The organism is Streptomyces sp. NPDC021212 (assembly GCF_044332925.1).
In the GTDB taxonomy this organism is placed as follows: Bacteria; Actinomycetota; Actinomycetes; order Streptomycetales; family Streptomycetaceae; genus Streptomyces.
This window is the reverse complement of the sequence record NZ_JBIRPZ010000006.1, coordinates 64,163-86,524: the sequence shown is the minus strand read 5'-3', so window position 1 is coordinate 86,524 and position 22,362 is coordinate 64,163. Positions and strand designations below refer to the sequence as shown.

Here is a 22,362-nt window from a genome sequence, read left to right as displayed (position 1 = left end):
CTCCGGGCGCGGGCCGGGTCAGCCCGCCAGCAGCTCGACGCCGCCCGGGTCGCCGAAGGTGAGGCGGCAGGTGTCGGCGCGGTACGTGGCCACGGCGACCGCCGCGGTGCGGTGCTCCCCGACGTAGCGGGTGGTCACCACGAGAACGGGGGCGCCGGGCAGCCGGTCCAGCTCCCTGGCGTCGTCCGCCCGGGCCGACCCCAGCTCCACCGACTGCTCCCGGCCCTCCAGCTTCAGCCGGCTCAGCTCGCGCAGTACGGCGCGGGCACGGGCCAGTCCGCCGGGGCCGTCGAGGGCGGCGAGGCCGGGCACGGACGCGGGCGGTACGTACAGCAGCTCGGCGGCGAGCGGCTGGCCCTGGCTCACCCGGGTGCGCCGGACCTGGTGCACGGGGGTGTCGGGGTCGGTGTCGAGGAGCCGCATCACCGCGGCGGGCGGCACCGCCTCGACGCTGTCGACGCAGGCCCAGGCGTCGTCGCCCGCAGCCTCCGTCCAGGTGTGGGTGTAGTCCCCGACGGCCACGCCGACGCGCGGCGGCGCGACGGTGGTGCCGACCCCTCGGCGGCGCTGCAGCCTGCCCTCCAGCTCCAGTTGTTCGAGGGCCTGCCGGAGGGTGGCGCGGGCGACGCCGAAGCGGGCGGCCAGCTCGCGCTCGTTGGGCAGGATCTCCCCGACCGCGAATTCCGAGTCGAGCGCGTCGCTGAGCACGGTCTTCAGATGCCAGTACTTCGGCTCCGGTACCGATTCGAGCTGTGAGGTCCCCACCCTGATCTCCCCCAGTCTTTATGCATGCGGACTTTATGCGTGCTTATTTATTAAACATTGTTGCAGTATCAATGCGACCATAGGGCGGGGCACACACTTGGTCAAGACCAATACACGATCAGCTATCGTCGATGATCATTCGGGAACGGTACGGGGCGGGAGCTGAGGCAATGGACCAGGTCACTGTGGTGACGGGCGGCAGTCGCGGCATCGGGGCGGCGGTGGCGGTGCGGCTGGCACGCGCCGGGCACAGCGTCGCCATCGGCTACGAGCAGGCGCGGGAGGCCGCCGAGCGGTGTGCGGAGCTGGTGCGCGCGGAGGGGGTGCGGGCCGCCGTCGTCCAGGCCGACACGAGCGTCGCGGAGCAGGTCGAGGCGATGTTCGACGCGGTGCGGGAGGAGCTGGGCCCGATCACCGGGCTGGTCAACAACGCCGGGGTCACCGGGCCGTTGGGCCGTTTCACCGAGACGTCGTCCGAGGTGATGCGGCGGGTCGTGGACGTCAACGTGACCGGCGCCCTGCTGTGCGCGCGGCGCGCGGCGCGCGAGATGTCCACCCGGCACGGCGGCCAGGGCGGCGCCATCGTCAACATCTCCTCCGGCGCGGCGACGACCGGCAGCCCCGGGGAGTACGTGCACTACGCGGCCAGCAAGGCGGCCGTGGACGCGATGACGGTGGGCCTGTCGAAGGAGCTGGCGGCGGAGGGGGTCCGGGTCAACTCGGTCCAGCCGGGCATGACGCTGACCGACATCCACGCGCGGATGGGCGACCCGGAGCGGCCGTGGCGGAATCGGGACCGGGTGCCGATGGGGCGGCCGGGCGAGCCGGAGGAGATCGCGGGCGCGGTGGCGTGGCTGCTCTCCCCGGAGGCGTCGTACACGACGGGAGCGGTGCTGCGGGTAGCGGGCGGCCTGTAGAGGTGTAGCCGGACCGGGCCCGGGAAAGGGCTGCTGTTCACTGTGCGTTCGGTAATGAGGCATCTCGCACCGATAGCAACGGACCTGCACAGCTGTTCTACGAGCAACGGGAGGCTCCACCATGGCCAGGGAATCCGGCAGAGGGATCGGGCGGCGGACGGTACTGCAGGGGTCGGCGGCCGCGTCCGCGGCGCTGGCGCTGCCCGCCGCCGCGTCGGGGGTGGCGTCGGCCGCGCCCGCGCAGGCGCTGTCGGGCCGTCCGAGCGCCCGGTGGGGCGTGCAGGCGGGCGATGTGACGTCGTCCTCGGGTCTGGTGTGGGTGCGCTCCGACCGCGCGGCACGGATGATCGTGGAGACCTCAGCGACGGAGTCCTTCACCCGCCCACGCCGCTGGGAGGGGCCGCTGCTCGGGCCCGGCACGGACTTCACCGGCCGCACCGCGCTGCACGGCCTGCCGGCCGGCGGCCAGGTGCACTACCGGGTGCTGCTCGCCGACCCGGACGACCCGCGCCGCACCGGCGAGCCGGTCTACGGGACGTTCCGCACGGTGCCGGAGCGCCGCGAGGACGTGCGCTTCGTCTGGTCCGGCGACCTGGCGGGGCAGGGCTGGGGCATCGACCCGGACCGCGGCGGCTACCGCGCCTTCGAGGAGATGCGCCGCCGCAACCCGGACTTCTTCCTGTGCAGCGGCGACAACATCTACGCCGACGGCCCGCTGACCGAGACCGTCAAGCTGCCCGACGGCTCGACCTGGCGGAACATCATGACGCCGGAGAAGTCCAAGGTCGCCGAGACCCTGGACGAGTACCGCGGCAACTTCCGCTACAACCTGCTGGACGAGAATCTGCGCCGGTTCCACGCCGAGGTGCCGACCATCACCCAGTGGGACGACCACGAGGTGCTGAACAACTGGTACCCGGGCGAGATCCTGACCGACGACCGCTACACCGAGAAGAACGTGAACGTGCTGGCGGCCCGCGCCCGGCAGGCGTTCGCCGAGTACTTCCCGATCAGCACGCTGCGGCCGGACGCGAGCGGCCGCGTGTACCGGGTGCAGCACCACGGCCCGCTGCTGGACGTCTTCGTGCTGGACTGCCGTACGTACCGGGACGCCAACTCGCCCGGCCGCCAGCCGGAGGACACCCAGGGCATCCTGGGCGCCGAGCAGCTGACCTGGCTGAAGCGGGAGCTGTCGCGGTCGCGCGCGGTGTGGAAGGTGATCGCCTGCGACATGCCGCTGGGTCTGGTGGTCCCGGACGGGACCAGCGACTTCGAGGCCGTGGCGCAGGGCGACCCGGGCGCCCCGCTCGGCCGTGAGCTGCAGCTGGCGGAGCTGCTGCGGCACATCAAGCACCAGAAGATCACCGGCACGGTGTGGCTGACGGCGGACGTCCACTACACCTCGGCGCAGCACTACGACCCGTCGCGGGCGGCGTTCAAGGACTTCGCGCCGTTCTGGGAGTTCGTGACCGGCCCGCTGAACGCGGGTTCCTTCCCGGCGGTGAAGCTGGACGGCACCTTCGGCCCGGAGCAGCCGTTTCTCAAGGCGCCGAACCGGGCGAACGTCTCGCCCGCCGAGGGCTACCAGTTCTACGGCGAGGTGGAGATCGACGGCGGCAGCGGCGAGCTGACGGTCCGGCTGCTGGAGGTGGGCGGCGCGGTGCTGTTCACCAAGGCGCTCAAGCCGGGGCTGGTCGGCCAGTAGCGGGAGCCCACGCGTGCGGTACGCGTCTCCTTTTTTGGGGAGGCGCGTACCGTACCGCCCATGACCTCCCGCGTTCCGCCGTCCCGCGTCACCTACCCGGAGGTGGGCGCCACCCGGCACCGGCCGCTGCCCGCCGGGTACGGGCATCTGCGGGTGCGGAGCCGGATCGGGGCGGGCCAGGAAGCGTTCGAGGCCGCGGGGCGTGCGGTGCTGGACTGGCGGATGCACCGGGCGGTCGGGGTCACGATCCGCGCCCGCGGGCCCGCCGCCGAGGGGCGGACGGTCGTGGTGGGGCTGGGAGCCGGGCCGCTGCGGCTGCGTGCGCCGTGCGAGGTGGTGTGGACGGTGGCGGACGGGGCGCGGACCGGCTTCGCGTACGGGACGCTGCCCGGCCATCCGGAGTGCGGCGAGGAGTCGTTCGTGGTGAGCCTGGAACGGGACGGCTCGGTGTGGCTGACGGTCACGGCGTTCAGCCGCCCGGCGGCGCGGCTGACCCGGGCGGTGGCGCCGCTGGTACCGCTCTTCCAGCGGGCGTACGCGCGCCGCTGCGGGCGGGTGCTGCGGCGGCTGGCGGCCGCCGGGGGCCGGGATTCTTGAAGCCCACACCATTTAATTTCAGACAAAACAAGCTTCTGCGATCAGATGCGCACTTAACCCATAGGTCACAGAGCGTTTGTGATCACGCAACACCCTTGCGCGAGGCTGTTCCCATGACACCTCGAGCGACCCACGACCACCGCCCCACCCGGCCCCGGGCCCGTCGGCTGCTGCCCGCCTGGTGGCGCCGACTACACGGCCACGCCCCGCCGGTACCGGAATCCTCACCGGAGCCCGCGGACCCGTCACGGACCGGCGCGGCCGAGGCCGCGGGCGCCCCGGAAAACTCCTCACAGGAAGACACCGCCACCACGCTGTGGCGGATCCGGACGACCGTACGGGACGAGCCGGGCACCCTGGCCTCGCTGTGCGGGGCGCTGGCCGGTCACCGGGTCGACATCCTGTCGCTGCAGACCCATCCGCTGGCCGAGGGGACCGTGGACGAGTTCCTGCTGCGCGCCCCCGCCGCCGTACCCGTGGACGAGCTGAAGCGCGCGATCGCCGCCGGGGGCGGCAGCGACACCTGGATCGAGCGCGCCGACACCCACGATCTGGTGGACGTGCCGACCCGGGTGCTGACGCTGGCGACCCGTACCGCACTGGACGGCGCCGAACTCCCGCTCGCCCTACGCCAGTTGCTCGGCCGCTGCACCATCCACTCGCTTCCGGCCACCTCGCTCGGCGGCCGCCCCCTGGCGGACGCGCCGCCGGTCGAAGGGGTGCTGGAGGAGACCGTGATGCGGCTGCGGGACCCGTCCGGCGGGGCGCTCACCATCGAGCGGCCCCATCTGCCGTTCACCCCGACCGAGTTCGCGCGCGCCCGCGCCCTGGTCGAACTGGACGCCCGGCTCGGCCCGCGGCTGCCGCACAGCCGCGATGTGCTGACGCTGCCCGAGGGCAACGAGGTCACCGTGCGCCGGGCCGACACCCGGGACCTGGCCGCGGCCCGCGCGATGCACCAGCGGTGCTCGGCCACCACGCTCGCGCGGCGCTACCACGGCCCGGTCGGCGACGCCGACCGCTACCTGGACCATCTGCTCAGCCCGCGCTTCGGCCGCACCCTGGCCGCGTACACCGCCTCCGGCCGGCTGGTGGCCCTCGGCCATCTGCTGTGGGACGGGGACGAGATCGAGGTCGCGCTGATCGTCGAGGACGCGTGGCAGCGCCGGGGCATCGGGGGTGAGCTGCTACGACGGCTGGTCGCGATGGCCGCCGAGACGGGCAGCGGATGCGTCTACGCGGTCACCCATGCGGCCAACACCGGGATGGTCGCGGCGATGCGCGCCCTCGGGCTGCCGCTGGACTACCAGATCGAGCAGGGCACGCTCGTGGTCACCGCCCAGCTCACCCCCGCGCAGGTGCCCGCCCCGGCCCCGCACGGCAGCCACTGAACCTCCGGGCCCCAGGGGTGCGGGCCCCGGGGCCCGGCCCCCCGGCGCGCGGCACCCCTTGATGACGCCGCACCCCCGGGCGTACGAGGATGGCCCCATGTCCGATTCCAAGAACGCTCCGCTGCCCCGACAGGTCGCCGACGCCTACGTCGACGCCCTCATCGAACTCGATCCGATCACCGGCACCTTCCTGGGCGTTCCCGAGAGCGCGCGCCGCCTGCCCGACTTCTCCCCCGCGGGCGCCGAGGCCGGTGCCGAGCTGGCGCGCACGACCCTGGACCGGCTGACCGAGGCCGAGGCACGGCCCGGTGCGGACAGCGACGCCGAGCGGCGCTGCGGACGGCTGCTGCGGGAGCGGCTGACCGCCGAACTCGCCGTGCACGAGGCCGGTGAGCCGCTGCGCGCGGTCAGCAACCTGCACTCCCCGCTGCACTCGGTGCGCAGCGTCTTCACCGTGATGCCGACCGCCACCGAGGAGGACTGGTCGGCGATCGCGGCCCGGCTGCGCGCCGTCCCCGACGCGCTGGAGGGCTACCGCGCCTCGCTCGCCGAGGGGCTTCGGCGCGCGCTGCCCGCCGGGCCGCGCCAGGTGGCCACGGTCCTCGGCCAGCTGGACGAGTGGATCGGCACCGAGCGCAGCTGGTTCGCCGACTTCACCGCCGAGGGACCGGACGCGCTGCGCACCGAGCTGGACGAGGCCGCGGCCGCGGCCACCGGGGCGCTGACCTCGCTCCGCGACTGGCTGCGCGACGTGTACGGGCCGGGCGTCGAGGGCGCCCCGGAGGTGGTGGGCCGCGAGCGCTACCAGCGCTGGTCCCGGATGTGGAACGGCACCGATCTGGACCTGGACGAGGCCTACGCGTACGGCTGGTCCGAATACCACCGCATCCACGCCGAGATGCGCACCGAGGCGGAGAAGATCCTGCCCGGCGCCACCCCGTGGGAGGCGCTGCGCCACCTCGACGAGCACGGCGCGCACATCGAGGGCGTCGAGGAGACCCGGGTCTGGCTGCAGGAGCTGATGGACGAGGCCATCGAGCAGCTGGACGGCACCCACTTCGACCTGGCCGAGCGGGTCAAGCGGGTCGAGTCGATGATCGCCCCGCCCGGGAGCGCGGCCGCCCCGTACTACACCCAGCCGTCGGTGGACTTCTCCCGCCCCGGCCGCACCTGGCTGCCCACCATGGGCGAGACCCGCTTCCCCGTCTACGACCTGGTCTCGACCTGGTACCACGAGGGTGTCCCCGGCCACCATCTGCAGCTCGCCCAGTGGGCCCACGTCGCCGACCGGCTCTCCCGCTACCAGGCCACGGTCGGCATGGTCAGCGCCAACGCCGAGGGCTGGGCGCTGTACGCGGAGCGGCTGATGGACGAGCTGGGCTATCTGACCGACCCGGAGCGGCGGCTCGGCTACCTCGACGCGCAGATGATGCGGGCGCTGCGGGTGATCGTCGACATCGGCATGCACCTGGAGCTGGAGATCCCCGGCCATTCGCCCTTCCACCCCGGTGAGCGCTGGACGCCGGAGCTGGCGCGGGAGTTCTTCGGGCTGCACTGCGGCCGCCCCGCGGAGTTCCTCGACAGCGAGCTGGTGCGCTACCTGGGCATGCCGGGCCAGGCCATCGGCTACAAACTGGGCGAGCGTGCCTGGCTGACCGGGCGGGAGGCGGCCCGCAAGGCGCACGGCGACGCGTTCGACGCCAAGAAGTGGCACATGGCGGCGCTGTCGCAGGGGTCGCTCGGGCTGGACGATCTGGTCGCGGAGCTGTCCGCGCTCTGAGGCGCCGGGGAACACGAGGGGTGGCCGGGTCCGGAGTTGTGCCCCGGCCGCCCCGGTTCCTATCGTCCGTCTCATGCGTCCCGTGTTCCTCTTCTCCCGCGATCCGCTGGCACCGCGCCGCGTCGACCCCGAGTTCGCCGAGGAGGCCCAGGCCGTGCGCGCGACCGGGGCCCTGGTCGCGCTCGTCGACCACGAGGCCCTGGTCGCCGGGGACGCGGCGGGCTCGGTGCGCGCGGTGGCCAGGGGCGAGCGCGGCGCCGGTCCCGTCTGGTACCGCGGCTGGATGCTGCCCTCCGGACGGTACGCCGCGTTGTCCGCCGCCCTCGCCGAGCGCGGCCACACCCTGCTCACCTCGCCCGAGCAGTACCGCACCGCGCATGAACTCCCCGGCTGGTACGACGTCTTCGCCCCGCTGACCCCGCGCAGCGCCTGGCTGCCGCTGCCGCCGGGGGAGGCGGCGGCACCGGGCGAGCTGGCGCGGCTGGCCGCGCGGCTCGGCGGGGCGGGCCCGGCGGTGGTGAAGGACTGGGTCAAGTCCCGCAAACACGAGTGGTCCCAGGCGTGTTACGTCCCCGACCTCGCCGACACCGCCCGCCTGGCCTCGGTGGTCGCCCGCTTCGTGGAACTACAGGGCTCCTACCTCACCGGGGGTGTGGTGTTGCGCCGTTACGAGCCGTACCGGCCGGTGGGCGAGGCCCGGGTGTGGTGGCTCGACGGGGAACCCGCCCTCATAGGCCCCCACCCCGACACGCCCGGGTCGGCCCCCGACCCCGACCTGTCCGAGGTGGCACCCGCCGTCCGCCAGCTGGCCTGCCGCTTCATCACCACGGACCTCGCCCTCCACGAGGACGGCCGCTGGCGCGTGGTGGAGGCCGGAGACGCGCAGGTCAGCGGGCTGCCGCGGACCGCCGAGACCAAGCCCCTGTTCACCGCCCTCACCACGGCCGCGGCGCGTTAGCCACGTCTCGACCGGGTACAGTCGCGCCGGGCCGCGCGCATCCGCGCCGCGTCCCGGCGAGGAGGGGGCCCACGTGGCGTACGAGCAGACGCGGGAGAACGGCCGGTTCGTGCTGCGGAACGGCCGGGTGACGCTGCGCGAGCACACCCCCGGGGACGCGGCCGTGGTCGCCGACGGCAAGCCCGGCGATCTGAACTGGATCGACGGCGTTCCCGGCGACGCGTCGATCGGTGCCGCCGGAATGACCGCCCGCGCCGCGGCGGCGGGTTACTACCAATCCCCCTGGGGCACCTACGCCATTCTGCGCGCCGAGGACGGCGTGGCACTCGGCAGCATCGGCTTCCACGGCCCGCCCGCCCCCGGCGAGGGCGAGGTGGAGGTCGGCTACGACCTGTCCCATTCGGCGCGCGGCGCGGGCTGGGCCACCGGTGCGCTGCGGCTGCTGATGGAGTGGGCCGCGGAGCGGCCGGAGATCCATACCGTCATCGCGACCACCGAGCCGTGGAACATCCCCTCCCAGCGGGTGCTGCTGCGCGCGGACTTCTCGCGCTCGGCGGACCGCGGCGACCTGTACGTCTACCAGCACTCCACGACGCGGGCCTGACCCGGTCTCACCCGAGGGCGGCGGCGGTCCGGTGGCGCACCACCGACCCCTCGCGCCCCTTGACCACCTCCAGCCGTGCCGGGATCCGCTGGCGCAGATCCGCGACATGGCTGACGATGCCGACCGTACGGTCCCGCTCCCGCAGCGAGTCCAGGACGTCCAGCACCTCGTCCAGGGTCTGTTCGTCCAGGCTGCCGAACCCCTCGTCGATGAAGAGCGTGTCGAGCCGGACCCCGCCCGCCTCGTCCGTGACGACATCGGCGAGCCCGAGCGCGAGGGAGAGCGAGGCGAAGAAGGTCTCGCCGCCGGAGAGGGTGGCGGTGTCGCGCTCGCGGCCGGTCCAGGCGTCGATGACGTGCAGCCCCAGCCCGGAGCGGCCCCGGCCGCCCGCCCGGGCGTCGGAGTGCACCAGGGTGTAGCGTCCGGAGGACATGTGCCGCAGCCGCGCGCCGGCCGCGGCCGCGACCTGCTCCAGCCGCGCGGCCAGCACATACGCCTCCAGCCGCATCCGCCGCTCGTTGTCGGCTGAGGTGCCGGCGGCGAGGGTGGCGAGGCGGGCGACGCGGTCGTACTCCTCGCGCAGCGGGGCCAGCTTGCGGGCGTCCTCGACGGCCTGCGCGGAGAGCCCGTCCAGGTCCTGGCAGCGGGTACGGGCCGCCGCGTCGGCCGCCGAGGCGTCGCGCAGGGCGCGGGTGGCCGCGTCCGCGGTGGCCCGGGCCGTGGCGAGGTCGGCGGGCGGCTCCTGCGCCGCGGCGGCGAGCCGCGGATCGGACAGCTCGGCCGTGACGGCCGCCGCCTCCCGCTGCCACTCGTCCAGGCGGTGCTGTGCCTCGCGCCGCCGGTCCGGTGACAGGACGGCGTCGGCCGCCGCCTCCGGCGTGTCGAAGCCCGCGCGGTACGCGGCGTCGGCGAGATGCGCGTCGGCCTCCTTCAGCCGCCGTGCGGCGGCCTCGGCGTCGCGCACCGCCTCTGCCGTCCGCGCCAGCAGCCCGGCCTGCCGCTCCAGCCGCGCCGCGCGCTCGGCCACCGTGGCATCCCCGCCGCGGGCCTCCTCCAGCTCGGCCAGCAGCGCCGCCCGCTCCCGGGCCAGCGCCTCGCGGTGCGACGTACGGGCCGCCGCGCGCCGCTCGGCCTCCTGCCGCTGGGCCAGCCGCCGGGCGTGCTCGCCCTCGGCCCGGTCGAGGGCCGCGCGGGCGTCGAGCCCGTCCGCGGCCGCGTCGCGGGCCTCGGCGTACGCGGTGCGCAGCTCGGCCAGCGCGCGGTCCAGCTCCTCCACCGCGCCGCCGTCCGCCCCGGTCTCCGCGCCCGCCAGGGCCTCCTTCAGCCGCTGCGACCGGCGCTCGGCCTCCTCGCGGCCCGCCTCGGCCCGCTGGTACTCGTCGAGCGCGGCCTCCTCCGCCGTACGGTCCACATGCCCCGCCCCCGGGCGCGCCGGGCTCGGGTGCTCGCAGCCCCCGCACACCGCGCACGGCTCCCCCGGGCGCAGCCCGGCCGCCAGCTCGGCGGCGATCCCGCGCAGCCGCCGGTCCTTGAGGTCCAGCCAGCTCTCCTTGGCGGAGCCCGCGCGCTCCCGGCACCGCAGCGACTCCTCCCGCGCCCGCTCCACCAGCGCGGCGAGGCGGTCGCGCTCGCGGGCCGCGTCGAGCCGCCGCTCGGCGGGCTCGATCCGCGCGCCGAGCTGCTCGGCGCGGGTGGCGGCCTCCTGCGCGGCCTCGACGCGCGCCTGATGCGCGAGCCGCACCGACTCCTCCCATCCGGCGAGCCATTCGGCGGCCTCCTCGACGGCCTCGTCGTCGGCTCGCGCCTCGCGGTCCAGCTCCGCGATCTCCGCCACCACTGCCCGCGCCCGGTCCTCCCCCCGCCGAGCCGCCGCCAACGCCCCCAGTTCCCCCCGCACCCACCGCTCCACCCGCGCGAGCGCCTCGACCCCGGCCTCGGCGAGCGGCGTGGTGTCGCCCGGGGTGCCCCCGTCGGCCCCGTCCCCCTCGGCGGCGTGCGCGGCGGTCCCGGCCGACGCCCCGTCCACGGCCACCTGCGCCGACCGCCCGGCGGCAAACGTCTCGGTCGGCGTGGCGTCACCCGCCGCCCCGGCGCCGCGCGCAGGCGGCACCGTGTCCGCGGGCGCGGCGGGGTCCGCCGCGTCCGGCTCGGACGGCCGGGGCGCCGGGACGTGGGGCAGGGTGGCCAGGGCCGGGTCGGTGGACAGGTGGGTGCGGGCCGTGCGTTCGGCGGTGGTCGCGCGGTGGTGTGCGTGGGCGGCGGTGGTGCGCAGGTCCAGGGCCGGGGTCACGGCGTCGGCGGCGCGGGCGCGGTCCAACAGGGCGCCCAGCCGGTCGCGTTCGGCGCGGCGCAGTTCCAGGTCGTCCGCGCGGCGCCGCGCGTCGGCGTGGCGGCGCTGGAGTTCGGCGCGCGCGCTCTCCGCGTCGGCCGCCCTGCGGGCGGCCTCGTGCTCGGCCTCGGCGCCGCGCAGCGCGGACGCCGCGATGTCCCGGCGTTCGCGCGCGCCCGCGCGGGCGAGGGCGGCCCACTCCAGGACGGCGCCGGCCAGGCCCGGTTCTCCGGCGGCGGCCTCCGGCAGCGGGTGCGCGTCCAGTTCGGCGGAGCGGCCCGCGGCCTGGGCCATGCGGTGGGCGAGCGCGAGGAGCCGTTCGTCGCCGCCGAGGACGCGTTTCTCGGCGGCCCGCCGCAGCTCGGCGAGCCGCTCCTCGACGGCGGCGAAGCGGCTGGTGTCGAAGAGCCTGCCCAGCAGCTTGGCCCGGGCCTGTTCGTCCGCGCGGAGGAAGCGGGCGAAGTCGCCCTGTGGCAACAGCACCACCTGGCAGAACTGATCCCTGCTCATGCCCAGCAGCTGTTCGATCTCCGCGCCGATCTCCTGGTGCGAGCGGCTGAGCGCCTTCCACGTACGGGAGTCGGCGTCGTAGACGCGCAGCAGGCTCTGCGCCTTCTCCCGGGTCACCCCGGTGCCCCGCTTCTTGGGCCGGGGCTGCTCGGGGCGCCGGGTGATCTCCAGGCGCCGTTCGCCCACGGTGAGTTCGAGGACGACCTCGGTCGGGGTCAGCGGGTCGGCGTGGTCGCTGCGCAGGGAGAGCCCGCTGCCCTGCCGGGCGCCGGGCACCTGCCCGTACAGGCCATAGCAGACGGCGTCGAGGACGGATGTCTTGCCCGCACCCGTCGGCCCGTGCAGCAGGAAGAGCCCGGCGGCCGACAGTTCGTCGAAGTCGACCTGCTGGGTGGTCCCGAAGGGGCCGAAGGCGGTGACGGTCAGCCGGTGGAGCCTCATCGCGGGTCCTCCCCTTCCGTCCGGACGGCTTCGAGGGCGTCGCCGAGCAGCACGGATTCCCGCGCGTCGGGTCCCCGCCCGCCCCGTACGTGGGCGACGAAGTCCTCCGCGATCTCCCGGTCGGTGCGGCCGCGCAGCCGCTGCGCGTAGGAGGCGAGCGGGTCCTCGGGGGGCCGCTCCGGGTCGAAGACCAGGCTGAGGACGTGCGGAAAGCGCGCCGCGAGCCGGGCCATCGGCTCGTACGGCCGCACCGGGTCGGTCAGCGTCGCCTCGACCCAGGCCGTCTCGTGCCGGGCGAGGCCCGGGTCGGCGAGCAGGTCATCCAGCCGCCCCCGGAGGCGGGCCAGCGGGCGCGGTACGGGGCAGTCGACGCGCTCGGCGGCGCCCACCGCGCCCTCACCGTCCAGTTCGACGAGCCACATGGACTTGCGGTGCGCGGCCTCGGAGAAGGAGTACGCGAGCGGCGAGCCCGAGTAGCGGATCCGCTCGGTGAGGGTCTGACAGCCGTGCAGATGCCCGAGCGCCACATAGTCGACGCCGTCGAAGACCTCGGCGGGGACGGAGGCGACTCCGCCGACGGTGATGTCCCGTTCGCTGTCGCTGACCGCGCCGCCGGTGACGAAGGCGTGGGCGAGGACCACGGACCGGGTGCCGGGCGGCCGGGCGGCGAGGTCGGCGCGCACCCGGTCCATGGCGGCGCCGAGGACGGCCGGGTGTCCGGCGGCGGGCGCGTCCAACGTCTCGCGCACCAGGCCGGGTTCGAGGTACGGCAGACCGTAGAAGGCCACGTCGCCGTGGCGGTCGGCGAGGACGACGGGGGTGCCGCACCCGGCGGGGTCGGTGCGCAGATGGATCCCGGCCCGCTCGATGAGCCCGGCGCCGACGCCCAGCCGCCGCGGCGAGTCATGGTTGCCGGAGATCATGACGGTCGGCACGCCGAGGTCGGCGAGCCGGTGCAGGGCGTCGTCGAACAGCTCGACGGCGGCGAGCGGCGGTACGGCCCGGTCGTAGACGTCCCCCGCGACGAGGACGGCGTCCACCTCCCGCCCCCGCACGGTCGCGACGAGGTGGTCGAGGAACTCCCGCTGCGCCGCGAGCAGGCTGACGCGGTGGAAGGACCGTCCGAGATGCCAGTCGGAGGTGTGCAGAATTCTCAACGATCGACTCCGACCCGCACGTTTCGTCCTTCCTCCACCCCATTGGTCAGCAACGCGCCCGTACCGGATCAGCGCTACGGGCACCGACCACGTTAACCGCGATCGGTGCCCGGGTCCGCACGGACCTCACTTTTGTACCCGTGTTACCTGCGCGTCCCGCCCCATCGGTGGTCGTCGAAGAGGTCGACGCCCTCGGGGTAGCCGGTGGCGTAGCCCGTGCCGTAGGCGTGGTGATGGTCGACGTGGTGGCTGTCGTCATGGCCGTCGTAGTGACCGTCCACCGGGCTCGGATCGAGGTAGTACCACTCGGCCGTGGGGCCGGGCCCTGCGGACGGGTCGGCCATCGCTTCCGGCTCGGGCTCCTTGGCGGTTTTCGGCGCGTTCAGCTCGTTCGGCATGAGCAGCTCCACCCGTACACCCGGAGTGGCCCGCTTCTGTGCGACGAACTCCTCGACCTGGTTGCGGCAGGCGTGGTCGAGATGGGTGACGCCCATCAGATCGAGCCGGATCCGCTCCTTGCCGGAGGCGCCGACGGCTTCGAGCGCGTCGATGAGCTTCGGCAGCCGCAGGAAGGTGGCGTTGCCCTTCATGACGACCTTGGCGCTGTCGCCCTCGACGGTGTGCTCGACGGAGGTCTGCGACATCCGCAGCGCGGCCAGCACGATCCCGGCCGCGAGCCCGATCAGCACCCCTTCGAGCAGTGCGGTGGCGACGATGGCCAGCGTGGTGGCGGTCATCACGAAGAACTCGCCGCGGTCCTGATGCCACATCTTCGGGAACTGCTCGGGGGCGAGCAGCTTCCAGCCGCTGTGGACGAGGACACCGGCCAGCACCGAGATCGGGATCAGGGCCAGGACGCTGGGGAGCAACAGGGCGAACGCGAGCAGCCACAGGCCGTGCAGCGTGCGGGAGAGCCGGGTCTTGGCGCCGGACTGGACGTTGGCCGAGCTGCGGGCGACGACGGCGGTCATGGGGAGTGAGCCGAGGATGCCGCAGAGGGTGTTGCCGGCGCCCTGGGCGATCAGCTCGCTGTTGTACTGGGTGCGCTTGCCGTCGTGCATCCGGTCGACGGCGGCGGCCGTGAACAGGCTCTCCGCCGAGGCGATGACGGTGAAGGTGACGATGGCGGTGAGGATCGCGGGGTCGGCGAGCCCGGCGAACTGCTCGGGGCCCGGGACCTGGATGGCGGCCAGCAGATTGCCGACCTGGAGCGTCTTCACCTCGATGCCGGGCAGCGCGGCGACACCGATGCCGATGGCAACGGCGACCAGCGCGGCGGGGATCTTGTTGAGGGGCCCCGGCACCTTCTTCCAGACGAAGCTGAGGACGACGGTGGCGATGCCGAGCCCGGCGGCGATGGCCGCCTGCGGGTTCGCCAGGGTGTCGGCGACCAGGCCGGGGAAGGCGAGCATGTTCTCGATGGGCGTGCCGGGGGCCTTGTTGTCGGCCAGCGGATACGACTGGCTGACCATCAGCGGCAGGCCGATACCGGCGAGCATGCCCTGGACGACGGCGACGGAGGTGGCCTGGAACATCCGGCCGAGGCGGATCAGGCCCAGCACGATCTGCAGGATTCCGGCGCCCAGCACGATCACGCCGAGCATGGCGATGCCCTGCGCCTCCACCGTCTCGGCGACGAGCGCGGCGAGCCCGGCGGCGGGCCCGCTCACCTGGAGGGTGCTGCCCGGGGTCATGCCGACGACGAGGCCGCCGATGACGCCGGTGATGATGCCGAGTTCGGCGGGTGCGCCCGAGGCGACGGCGACGCCGATGCACAGGGGCAGGGCCACCAGGAAGACGACGAGCGAGGCGCTGATCTCGGTGCCGAGGTTGGCCCCGGCGAACATGCCGCCCTTGGGGGCGCGCGCCTTGGCGTCGCGTCCGCTGTCGTCCCGTGTACCGGCGCCCGCGCGGGGGCCGGGTGCCGCCCCGGTGGCGGGGCCGGCACCGGCCCCGCCACCGGGAGTCTTAACCATCCCTTGGAAGGTCTCGAATTTTTCCGTACCCGGCCCGTCTCGGCCGGCCGACGCGTAATCCGGCGCGTAGGCGGGGGTTTGAACCTGGGTACTTGCGGCCCAATCATCGACGTATATCGGGGGCTCGGTTGCCCCCGTGGGGGCCCGGCCTCGCGCATGGCGTCCCGTCGTCATGAGTGCACCCGGAAGTCGCCGTCGGCTTCGAGTTCCCACAACTCGGCGCTGTCGACCTGATAGAACCAGCCGTGCAGCCGCAGTTGACCGTTCTCCAGCCGGCGCCTGGCGGCCGGGTATTCCTTGAGCGTGTCGAGCTGATTACTGACATTCAGCTGGGCCAATTCCCTCATGCACGGGTCCTCTTCGGTGGATCCGAGCTTCGGGGTCAGTCCGGGCCGGGCGACGTCGAGCCAGGCCCCCACTCCGGGTATCTGGGCCAGATCCGCCCCGGAAGCCAGGGCCCCCATGGCGCCGCAGTGCGAATGTCCACAGACGATGACGTCGCGGACGCCCAGCACCTCCAGCGCGTATTCGATGGTGGCGACCTCGCCGGAGACCAGGTGCTTACCGTGCGGCGGAACGATGTTTCCCGCGTTGCGCAGCTCGAATATCTCACCGGGCCGGGCCCCCGTGATGAGCGCCGGAATGACGCGGGAATCCGAGCAGGTGATGAACAGGGCCTGTGGGGATTGCCCGTCGGCCAATTTCCGGTATTCGCCGCTGTCGAAATCAGCACGGCTTCGGAAGGAGCGGGCGTGTTCGAGAAGAGTCTGCATCATGCCTCCCTGACGGGTGATTACCACCAGATGCCATTCACCGTAGAGAGGCATGTGTCAGGCGATGGCTAAACGAACACTAGAGCATTGCAAGTTCTTGCCCAACATTCGGGGGCCACTCGCAACATTACAAAAACCGGGACGCGCATGCGGCGCTGCGGTAGACAGGACCCCATGACCGTACGAGCACTGTTGATCGAGGACGACGAGACGATCGCCGAGCCCCTCGTGGAGGGTTTACGGCGATACGGGCTGACGGCGAGCCATGTGGGCACGGGCACCGCCGGGCTGGAAGGGCCGTACGGGGACATCGTTCTGCTCGACCTGGGACTGCCGGACATGGACGGCATCGACGTGTGCCGGGGCATCCGTCGGGTCTCCGACGTACCCATCATCATGCTCACCGCGCGCGGTGAGGAGGCCGACCGGGTGCTCGGGCTGGAGCTGGGGGCGGACGACTACTTGGCGAAACCATTCAGCATGCGGGAGCTGATCGCCCGCATCCGCGCCGTGACCCGCCGCACCCAGCGCACCGAGACCGCGCCCACCGTCCCTCCGGCGGCAGCGGCCACCCCCGCCCCTCCCCCGCCGGTCTTCGAACCCCAACCGGCCCAGCCCGCCGCTCCCGCCCCGGCTCCGGTCCAGCACCAGACGCTGGAGGGCCAGGAGCCGCTGATCGTGGATCGCAGGACCCGGCAGGTGTGGGTGGGCGGCACCCCGGTCGCGCTCACACCGAAGGAGTTCGAGCTGCTGGCCCTGCTCACCGAGGACCCCGGCGCGGTGTATTCGCGTCAGCAGATCCTCGACCGGGTGTGGGACCCGCACTTCCACGGGCCGACCAAGACCCTGGACGTGCACATCGCCACCCTGCGCCGCAAGCTGGGCGATCCGGCGTGGATCCAGACCCTGCGCGGCGTCGGATTCCGTCTCGCCGTGCACACCGGAGTTCCGGAGGCCGCCCGGCCGTGACCCGTCGTCTGCTGCTCGGCTATCTGAGCCTCGCCGTCCTGGTACTGCTGTGTTTCGAGATCCCGCTCGGCTACCTCTACAGCCGCTCCGAGAAGGAGCGGGTCATCTCCGCGGCCGAGGACGAGGCCGAGTCGGTGTCCGCGTTCGCCTCCCTGTCCATCATGGCGGGCCGGGAGCAGCGTGAACTTCCGACCCGGGTCGCGCACTGCGCCGAGCGCATCGGCGGTAAGGTGCTCATCGTTGCCGCCGACGGCAGGGTGCTCGCCGCGTCCCATCCGCTGCCCGCCGACGAGGCGCGGGACCTGACGTCCCGGCCCGAGATCGCGGCGGCGCTGGGCGGCCGTGACGCGGTCGACGTACGGACCTCCACCATCGGCGGGGTCAGCTATCTCTCCGTCGCGCTTCCCGTCACCCACGGGAACCAGCTCCAGGGCGCGGTCCGGCTCACCGTCCCGACCGACGCGGTGCACTCCAAGGTGCACCGGGCGTGGCTGCTGCTGGCCCTGGCCGGGCTGGCGATCCTGACCGGGGCCGCCGTGGTGGCGCTGGTCTTCGCCCACTGGACCAGCCGTCCCATCGTGGAGCTGGAGCGCTTCGCGCACCGGCTGGCCGACGGCAAGGCCCCCACGCCCGCCCCGGTGACCTCCGGACCGCCGGAGGTACGGAGCCTCGCGGCCACCTTCAACCAGACCGCGGCCCGGCTCGCCCATCTGCTGGAGGCCCAGCGCGCGTTCGCCGCCGAGGCGTCCCACCAGCTCAAGACGCCGCTCGCGGCGCTGCGGCTGCGCCTGGACAATCTGGAACCCGATCTCGCCGAGCACGCCCACCCCCATCTCACCGCCGCGACGACCGAGACGGAGCGGCTGGCCCGGATGGTCGAGGGGCTGCTGGCGATGGCCCGGATGGAGGAGGGTGCCGTGACGCCGGAGCCGGTCGACCTCGACGAGCTGTGCACGGAGCGGCTGCGCGCCTGGACCCCGCTGTTCGAGAAGCACCATGCCCACCTCGTCCTGCGCGGCGTCCCGGTCGGTCATGCCCTCGCGGTGCCGGGGGCGATCGAGCAGATCCTGGACAACCTGCTCTCCAACGCGCTGCGTTCGTCGCCGCTGGGAAGCACCGTCACCCTCGACCTCCGCCACCCCGCGACGGACCGCCGCCATCTGCACCGGGACGGCCGACCCACCTGGGTCGAGGTGCACGTCATCGACCAGGGTCCGGGCATGACCGCCGAACAGCGCCGCCGTGCCTTCGACCGCTTCTGGCGGGCCCCCGACTCCCCCAAGGGCGGCACCGGCCTCGGCCTCTCGCTGGTCCAGCGGCTGGCCCACGCCAGCGGCGGCGAGGCCACGCTGCACGCGGCCCCCGGTGGCGGTCTCGACGCCGCGGTCCGGCTGCGGTCCCCGGTCCGGTCCGGTGGCCCGGGACGCCCGGCCAGAATGCAGCTGCGCCGCAAATCCGTCCCGGAGCCCACCGTCCGGACCCCGGCCTAGCCTCCGGACCCCGGTTCCAGCCTCCTGGCAGGGGCTCCTTCGTGTGCCTCTAAGGGGCCTCTTCGTATGCCTCGCCGCCCAGTTCCAGCCCGGCCGTCCCCGCGGTGGCGTCCGCGAGCCACCCGCGGAACGCCGCCACGTCCGCCTCGGGCAGCCCCACCTCGATGGTCACCGCCTCCGCGTACCGGACGTCCCGTACCACCCGGCCCGTCGCGCGCAGATCGTTCTCCAGCTTCCCGGCCCGCTGGTGGTCGACGGTGACCGTCGCCAGCCGGAACCGCCGGCGGGTGACGGTGCCGAGCGCGTCCAGGGCCTCCCCGACCGCGCCGCCGTACGCGCGGATCAGCCCGCCCGCGCCGAGCTTCACGCCCCCGAAGTAGCGGGTGACCACGGCCACCACGTACCGCACCTCCCGGCGCACCAGCATCTGCAGCATCGGGACGCCCGCGGTGCCACCCGGTTCGCCGTCGTCGCTCGCCTTCTGCACGTCGCCGCCCGAGCCGATGACGTAGGCGAAGCAGTTGTGGTTGGCGGTGGGGTGTTCCTTGCGGACCCGCTGGATGACCTCCTGGGCCTCCTGCTCGGTCGCGGCGGGCGCGAGCGTGCAGAGGAAGCGGGACTTGTTGATCTCGACCTCGTGCACGTCTTCGCGCGCGACCGTCCGGTACTGCTCCTGCATCCGGCCACCCTACGCTGCGGCTCCTTCCCGGGAGGTGGCCAGGAGCGCGGCGTGGGCGGCCGCGGTGAGCACCACCGCCGCGAGCACCCAGGAGATCCAGTTGCCCGGGTTGGGCAGCCACTGCCTGCCCAGGGCCACGGGATAGATGACCGCCGCGTACACGGCGGGGACGGCGTGCCGCACGATCCCCTTTCTGGCGGCGCCGAGGAACAGCAGCGGCGCCAGCAGCCCGGCGGAGAACACCACGCCCACGACCCAGAGCGCACGGTGCCGCCGGCTGTTGTACATGGGGGTGGTGGAGGACGCGGTGGCGGGGAATTGGTTCACGTTCACCTCTCGTCGGTCGTTGTACGGGTCATGGGTAGGGGCATGGATCGATCATTTGGCCGATTACTCACTCCCCGAACTCCAGTTCCGATGAAATGTTCGAGGAGGCCGCTAACCGCCCGGCTCGGAGCGGAGGCAGCTGAGTGCGCGCCGCGCACTCGCGGCCCCGATTCCCTCCAGATCACGCAATTGCCGGGCGGAGAGACTGGACAACCGTTCGACACTGTCGACACCGGCCCGCAGCAAGGTGTTGGCCAGCCGATGCCCGAATCTGTCGTGTCCCAGAACATCGAAGAGTTCGCCGCCCTCGCAAGAGCAACCGGCCTCCCGCCCCAGCGCCCCCGACTCCTTGCCCCCCACTCCGCACGCGGAGCACACATCGATCACCCGGCCATCCCGGAGCGTCCTGGCCCAGCTCAGCGGGACCATCGCCGCTCGCGCCGCGCTCACGCTGTCGGCCGCGTCGGATGTACAAGTGGCGCCACATATGTCACATCGAATCGTGATCGAATGGCTCATGTGAGCATGATGACAGACAGATCGCCAACCAGCTTTGCGCACAGTCACTTTCGGCACCCGGGCCCTCCACAACATTTCGCGCATGTGGCGCTTCCCCTCCCCGGACCCGTGGTACCCGGCGAAATGCTGCCCACCGACACATGCGTTTCTCACGGTGCCTTCATTACAAATGCGACTGTTACAGCGCCCGGAGGGGTGAAAACGTGAGCCGACAGTGGACAGCGCAGAGTCCGGGGGGATGCGCGCGCTGGGCGCAGGAAGCGTGAAGAAGCGTCTCGATTCATGCGAATGAGACAGAGGAGACGCACGGCCCCAGCGATCACACCCCTTGATGCCTGCCGCGTACTGTCACGGAGCCCTGCCCGGGCTCTCTTGACCGACAACGGGAACGGCTGGGTGATGACAATCAAGGCCACTGGGGACGGTACGGCCGATACGAAGGGCCACCGGAAACGTGGATGGCGCATATCCGCGGCCGTGGGCCTGGCGGCGGTGCTGACCGGCGGGGGGATCGTGGCGCTGAAGACGACCGGATCACCCGCGCCCGACGGCTCGGCGCCCGCGGCGAACGTCGCCGCGCACACCGGGCCGCTGACGTCGAAGGAGAACCGGGAGGCGTCCCGGATCGCCGTCGGGACCGCCGGTGGGCAGCGGCCCACACCCCAGGGCGAGCAGAAGAACACCAAGGGCACCGAGGGCGGGGAGAAGAACGCCGCGGGCGGTTCCGGCGCCGAGGTGCTGGACACTCGCCGTCCGCCGCGCGCCAAGACGGCCGCCGCCTCCGCACCCGACAGCGAGGCCGAGGTCCAGCTCTACGACTACGCCTCCGACAGCCTGATCACCCGGCTCGTCGACCTGCGCTCCGGCAAGGTCCTGCGCTCGACCCGCCAACACGAGGTCCAGCCGGCGCCCACCCTGGCCGAGGCCCGGCAGGCAGTGAAGATCATCCTTGCCGACCGCCGTCTCGGCGAGGGGATGCGCGCCTCCTACCAGGCGGAGACGAAGAAGCGGCTGACCTCGCCCTCCCAGCTGCGGATCCAGGGCTTGTCGTTCCTCGGGGCCCGCGCCAAGGGCATGAAGGGCGCCGAGCAGGTGTCGCAGTGCGGCGCCCACCGCTGCGTACAGCTCTTCGTGCGCATCCCGGGCGGCAAGTGGATCGACACCAGCAGGATCGTCATCGATCTCTCGGCCGGGCGTACCGCCGTCATCGGCCTGTGAGGGGAGCTCAGTTCGTGTTCAGTTCGTTTCGGCGTGCCCGTGTGCTCCTGGCCGTGGTGGGTCTGCTGACGCTGTGGGTGCCGGGCCCGGCGTCCGCCGCTCCCCGGAAGGCCCCGGCGACCCCCTCCTGCCCCGAGGCCGATCGCATCGACAAGACCCTGAAGAACGGTGCCCGCTGGCAGATGTGCTGGAACATCGACCGCAACACCGGCGTGGTGCTCAGCGATGTGACCTACACCCCCAACCGCGGCACCCCGACCCGCGTCCTGAAGAGCGCGTCGCTCGCCGAGGTCCATGTGCCCTACGACAGCGGCCAGCCGCGCTTCTACGACGTCTCGTCCATCGGCTTCGGCGACCTCGGCCAGGGCACGCTCACCAAACTGTCGAAGGACGACTGCCCCACGGGCAAGCTCTGGAACTACCAGGACACCCCCGTGATGTGCAGTCAGGAGCAGCCGCGGCCGTTCGCGTACAAGAGCGCGGTGGAGAAGAGCGTGCGGCACGGCAGCGATCTGGTCGTGTTCTCGGTGTCCGAAATCGGCTGGTACGACTACATCATGGAGTGGCACTTCGCGGACGACGGTGCCATCACCCCGCGCGCGGGCGCCACCGGATCCCTCTCGCCGTTCGCGTTCTCCGACGCGACCAGCGGCTGGCCGACCGGCGTGGGCTCCCAGCGGTTCAGCGAGAACCACTCGCACAACATCTTCTGGCGGCTGGACTTCGATGTGAACGGCCAGTCGCAGAACGTCGTCGAGCAGTACGACTTCGAGGGCCAGGGCACGGCCAAGCGCACCATGAAGCGCACCGAGCTGTCCAAGGAGACGGGGGCCGACCTGGCGCCCGCCCGCTTCTGGCGGGTCGTGAACCCGGCAACCGAGAACGACGACGGCCACCCCATGTCATGGGAGATCGACAACCGCGACAGCGATCAGTACCGGGGACCGGGCGATATCGAGAAGTTCACGCACCACGACATGTATGTCACCCAATACCGGGAGTGTGAACAGCTCGCATACGGCAACACGGCGAAGGGCTGCGCCGCCTCGGTGGACAAATACACCAACGGCGAGAAGGTCACCGACCCGGTCGCCTGGGTCAGTGTCGACTACCACCACGTGCCCCGAGACGAGGACCAGGACCCGATGCCCACGCACTGGCAGAGCTTCAGGATCGTCCCCCGGGACGTCACGGCCACGAACCGGCTGCCGTGACCGGCCCGATCCGTCCCCACCGTCCCCTGCCCCCTCCGTCCCT

18 protein-coding genes are annotated in these 22,362 nt (G+C 72.9%); 11 read left to right on the top strand and 7 right to left on the bottom strand.

Annotation, left to right across the window (positions count from 1 at the left end):
* Window positions 1-18: 18 nt before the first annotated feature.
* Window positions 19-765: a GntR family transcriptional regulator gene (locus ACH4SI_RS17445; RefSeq protein ID WP_398296615.1), complete on the bottom strand. Its 747-nt coding sequence runs from the start codon at window positions 763-765 to the stop codon at window positions 19-21.
* Window positions 766-935: 170 nt separating this feature from the next.
* On the opposite strand from ACH4SI_RS17445, the gene ACH4SI_RS17440 reads away from it, so the two are divergent.
* From ACH4SI_RS17440 to ACH4SI_RS17410, 7 genes are all read left to right on the top strand, one after another.
* Window positions 936-1,682 (top strand): SDR family oxidoreductase, encoded by a 747-nt coding sequence (locus ACH4SI_RS17440; protein WP_398296614.1) that lies wholly within the window; start codon window positions 936-938, stop codon window positions 1,680-1,682.
* A 121-nt stretch (window positions 1,683-1,803) separates the two neighbouring features.
* Window positions 1,804-3,387 (top strand): alkaline phosphatase D family protein, encoded by a 1,584-nt coding sequence (locus ACH4SI_RS17435; protein WP_398296613.1) that lies wholly within the window; start codon window positions 1,804-1,806, stop codon window positions 3,385-3,387.
* Between the two features lie 60 nt (window positions 3,388-3,447).
* A complete protein-coding gene (locus tag ACH4SI_RS17430; protein WP_398296612.1) occupies window positions 3,448-3,984 on the top strand; it encodes a DUF1990 family protein in 537 nt (178 codons plus the stop codon).
* A 113-nt stretch (window positions 3,985-4,097) separates the two neighbouring features.
* The gene (locus ACH4SI_RS17425) at window positions 4,098-5,375 is read left to right on the top strand and encodes a GNAT family N-acetyltransferase (protein ID WP_398296611.1); all 1,278 of its coding nucleotides are present in this window, start codon (window positions 4,098-4,100) and stop codon (window positions 5,373-5,375) included.
* 97 nt (window positions 5,376-5,472) lie between these two features.
* Window positions 5,473-7,155 carry a DUF885 domain-containing protein gene (locus ACH4SI_RS17420; protein ID WP_398296610.1) on the top strand — a complete coding sequence of 561 codons (1,683 nt, stop codon included), beginning with the start codon at window positions 5,473-5,475 and terminating at the stop codon, window positions 7,153-7,155.
* 73 nt (window positions 7,156-7,228) lie between these two features.
* Window positions 7,229-8,113 carry an ATP-grasp domain-containing protein gene (locus tag ACH4SI_RS17415; RefSeq protein WP_398296609.1) on the top strand — a complete coding sequence of 295 codons (885 nt, stop codon included), beginning with the start codon at window positions 7,229-7,231 and terminating at the stop codon, window positions 8,111-8,113.
* Between the two features lie 73 nt (window positions 8,114-8,186).
* Window positions 8,187-8,717, top strand: coding sequence for a GNAT family N-acetyltransferase (locus tag ACH4SI_RS17410; protein WP_398296608.1), 531 nt, complete (start codon window positions 8,187-8,189; stop codon window positions 8,715-8,717).
* 7 nt (window positions 8,718-8,724) lie between these two features.
* On the opposite strand, the gene ACH4SI_RS17405 is transcribed toward ACH4SI_RS17410, so the two are convergent.
* The 4 genes from ACH4SI_RS17405 to ACH4SI_RS17390 all read right to left on the bottom strand — a co-directional run bounded on the left by ACH4SI_RS17405 (window position 8,725) and on the right by ACH4SI_RS17390 (window position 15,903).
* Window positions 8,725-11,997, bottom strand: coding sequence for an AAA family ATPase (locus tag ACH4SI_RS17405; protein WP_398296607.1), 3,273 nt, complete (start codon window positions 11,995-11,997; stop codon window positions 8,725-8,727).
* Window positions 11,994-13,154 carry an exonuclease SbcCD subunit D gene (locus ACH4SI_RS17400; protein ID WP_398296606.1) on the bottom strand — a complete coding sequence of 387 codons (1,161 nt, stop codon included), beginning with the start codon at window positions 13,152-13,154 and terminating at the stop codon, window positions 11,994-11,996. Before ACH4SI_RS17400 ends, ACH4SI_RS17405 begins: the two co-directional genes overlap by 4 nt.
* A gap of 143 nt (window positions 13,155-13,297) precedes the next feature.
* Window positions 13,298-15,130: a SulP family inorganic anion transporter gene (locus ACH4SI_RS17395; RefSeq protein WP_398296605.1), complete on the bottom strand. Its 1,833-nt coding sequence runs from the start codon at window positions 15,128-15,130 to the stop codon at window positions 13,298-13,300.
* Window positions 15,131-15,300: 170 nt separating this feature from the next.
* Window positions 15,301-15,903: a carbonic anhydrase gene (locus tag ACH4SI_RS17390; protein ID WP_398297102.1), complete on the bottom strand. Its 603-nt coding sequence runs from the start codon at window positions 15,901-15,903 to the stop codon at window positions 15,301-15,303.
* Between the two features lie 174 nt (window positions 15,904-16,077).
* Here ACH4SI_RS17390 and ACH4SI_RS17385 point away from each other — a divergent pair, with 174 nt between their 5' ends.
* Together ACH4SI_RS17385 and ACH4SI_RS17380 are read left to right on the top strand one after the other, a co-directional pair.
* Window positions 16,078-16,872 (top strand): response regulator transcription factor, encoded by a 795-nt coding sequence (locus tag ACH4SI_RS17385; protein ID WP_398296604.1) that lies wholly within the window; start codon window positions 16,078-16,080, stop codon window positions 16,870-16,872.
* A complete protein-coding gene (locus ACH4SI_RS17380; RefSeq protein ID WP_398296603.1) occupies window positions 16,869-18,362 on the top strand; it encodes an ATP-binding protein in 1,494 nt (497 codons plus the stop codon). The genes ACH4SI_RS17385 and ACH4SI_RS17380 overlap by 4 nt, the downstream gene beginning before the upstream one ends.
* A 49-nt stretch (window positions 18,363-18,411) precedes the next feature.
* On the opposite strand, the gene ACH4SI_RS17375 is transcribed toward ACH4SI_RS17380, so the two are convergent.
* Entirely contained in the window at window positions 18,412-19,041 is a 630-nt protein-coding gene (locus ACH4SI_RS17375) for a YigZ family protein (protein WP_398296602.1), read from the bottom strand.
* Window positions 19,042-19,050: 9 nt separating this feature from the next.
* On the bottom strand, window positions 19,051-19,368 hold the full coding sequence (locus tag ACH4SI_RS17370) for a hypothetical protein (protein WP_398296601.1): 318 nt from the start codon (window positions 19,366-19,368) through the stop codon (window positions 19,051-19,053).
* A 918-nt stretch (window positions 19,369-20,286) separates the two neighbouring features.
* Between ACH4SI_RS17370 and ACH4SI_RS17365 the strand changes: the two genes are divergently transcribed.
* Both ACH4SI_RS17365 and ACH4SI_RS17360 read left to right on the top strand, forming a co-directional pair.
* The gene (locus ACH4SI_RS17365) at window positions 20,287-21,105 is read left to right on the top strand and encodes a hypothetical protein (protein WP_398296600.1); all 819 of its coding nucleotides are present in this window, start codon (window positions 20,287-20,289) and stop codon (window positions 21,103-21,105) included.
* A gap of 14 nt (window positions 21,106-21,119) precedes the next feature.
* Entirely contained in the window at window positions 21,120-22,319 is a 1,200-nt protein-coding gene (locus tag ACH4SI_RS17360) for a copper amine oxidase (RefSeq protein ID WP_398296599.1), read from the top strand.
* Window positions 22,320-22,362 lie beyond the last annotated feature (43 nt).

Coding starts and splice junctions, on each gene's coding strand:
- ACH4SI_RS17385 (WP_398296604.1), top strand. CDS start 16,078: ATGACCGTACGAGCACTGTTGATCGAGGACGACGAGACGATCGCCGAG.
- ACH4SI_RS17425 (WP_398296611.1), top strand. CDS start 4,098: ATGACACCTCGAGCGACCCACGACCACCGCCCCACCCGGCCCCGGGCC.
- ACH4SI_RS17390 (WP_398297102.1), bottom strand. CDS start 15,903: ATGCAGACTCTTCTCGAACACGCCCGCTCCTTCCGAAGCCGTGCTGAT.
- ACH4SI_RS17420 (WP_398296610.1), top strand. CDS start 5,473: ATGTCCGATTCCAAGAACGCTCCGCTGCCCCGACAGGTCGCCGACGCC.
- ACH4SI_RS17430 (WP_398296612.1), top strand. CDS start 3,448: ATGACCTCCCGCGTTCCGCCGTCCCGCGTCACCTACCCGGAGGTGGGC.
- ACH4SI_RS17405 (WP_398296607.1), bottom strand. CDS start 11,997: ATGAGGCTCCACCGGCTGACCGTCACCGCCTTCGGCCCCTTCGGGACC.
- ACH4SI_RS17435 (WP_398296613.1), top strand. CDS start 1,804: ATGGCCAGGGAATCCGGCAGAGGGATCGGGCGGCGGACGGTACTGCAG.
- ACH4SI_RS17440 (WP_398296614.1), top strand. CDS start 936: ATGGACCAGGTCACTGTGGTGACGGGCGGCAGTCGCGGCATCGGGGCG.
- ACH4SI_RS17415 (WP_398296609.1), top strand. CDS start 7,229: ATGCGTCCCGTGTTCCTCTTCTCCCGCGATCCGCTGGCACCGCGCCGC.
- ACH4SI_RS17395 (WP_398296605.1), bottom strand. CDS start 15,130: ATGGTTAAGACTCCCGGTGGCGGGGCCGGTGCCGGCCCCGCCACCGGG.
- ACH4SI_RS17365 (WP_398296600.1), top strand. CDS start 20,287: ATGACAATCAAGGCCACTGGGGACGGTACGGCCGATACGAAGGGCCAC.
- ACH4SI_RS17375 (WP_398296602.1), bottom strand. CDS start 19,041: ATGCAGGAGCAGTACCGGACGGTCGCGCGCGAAGACGTGCACGAGGTC.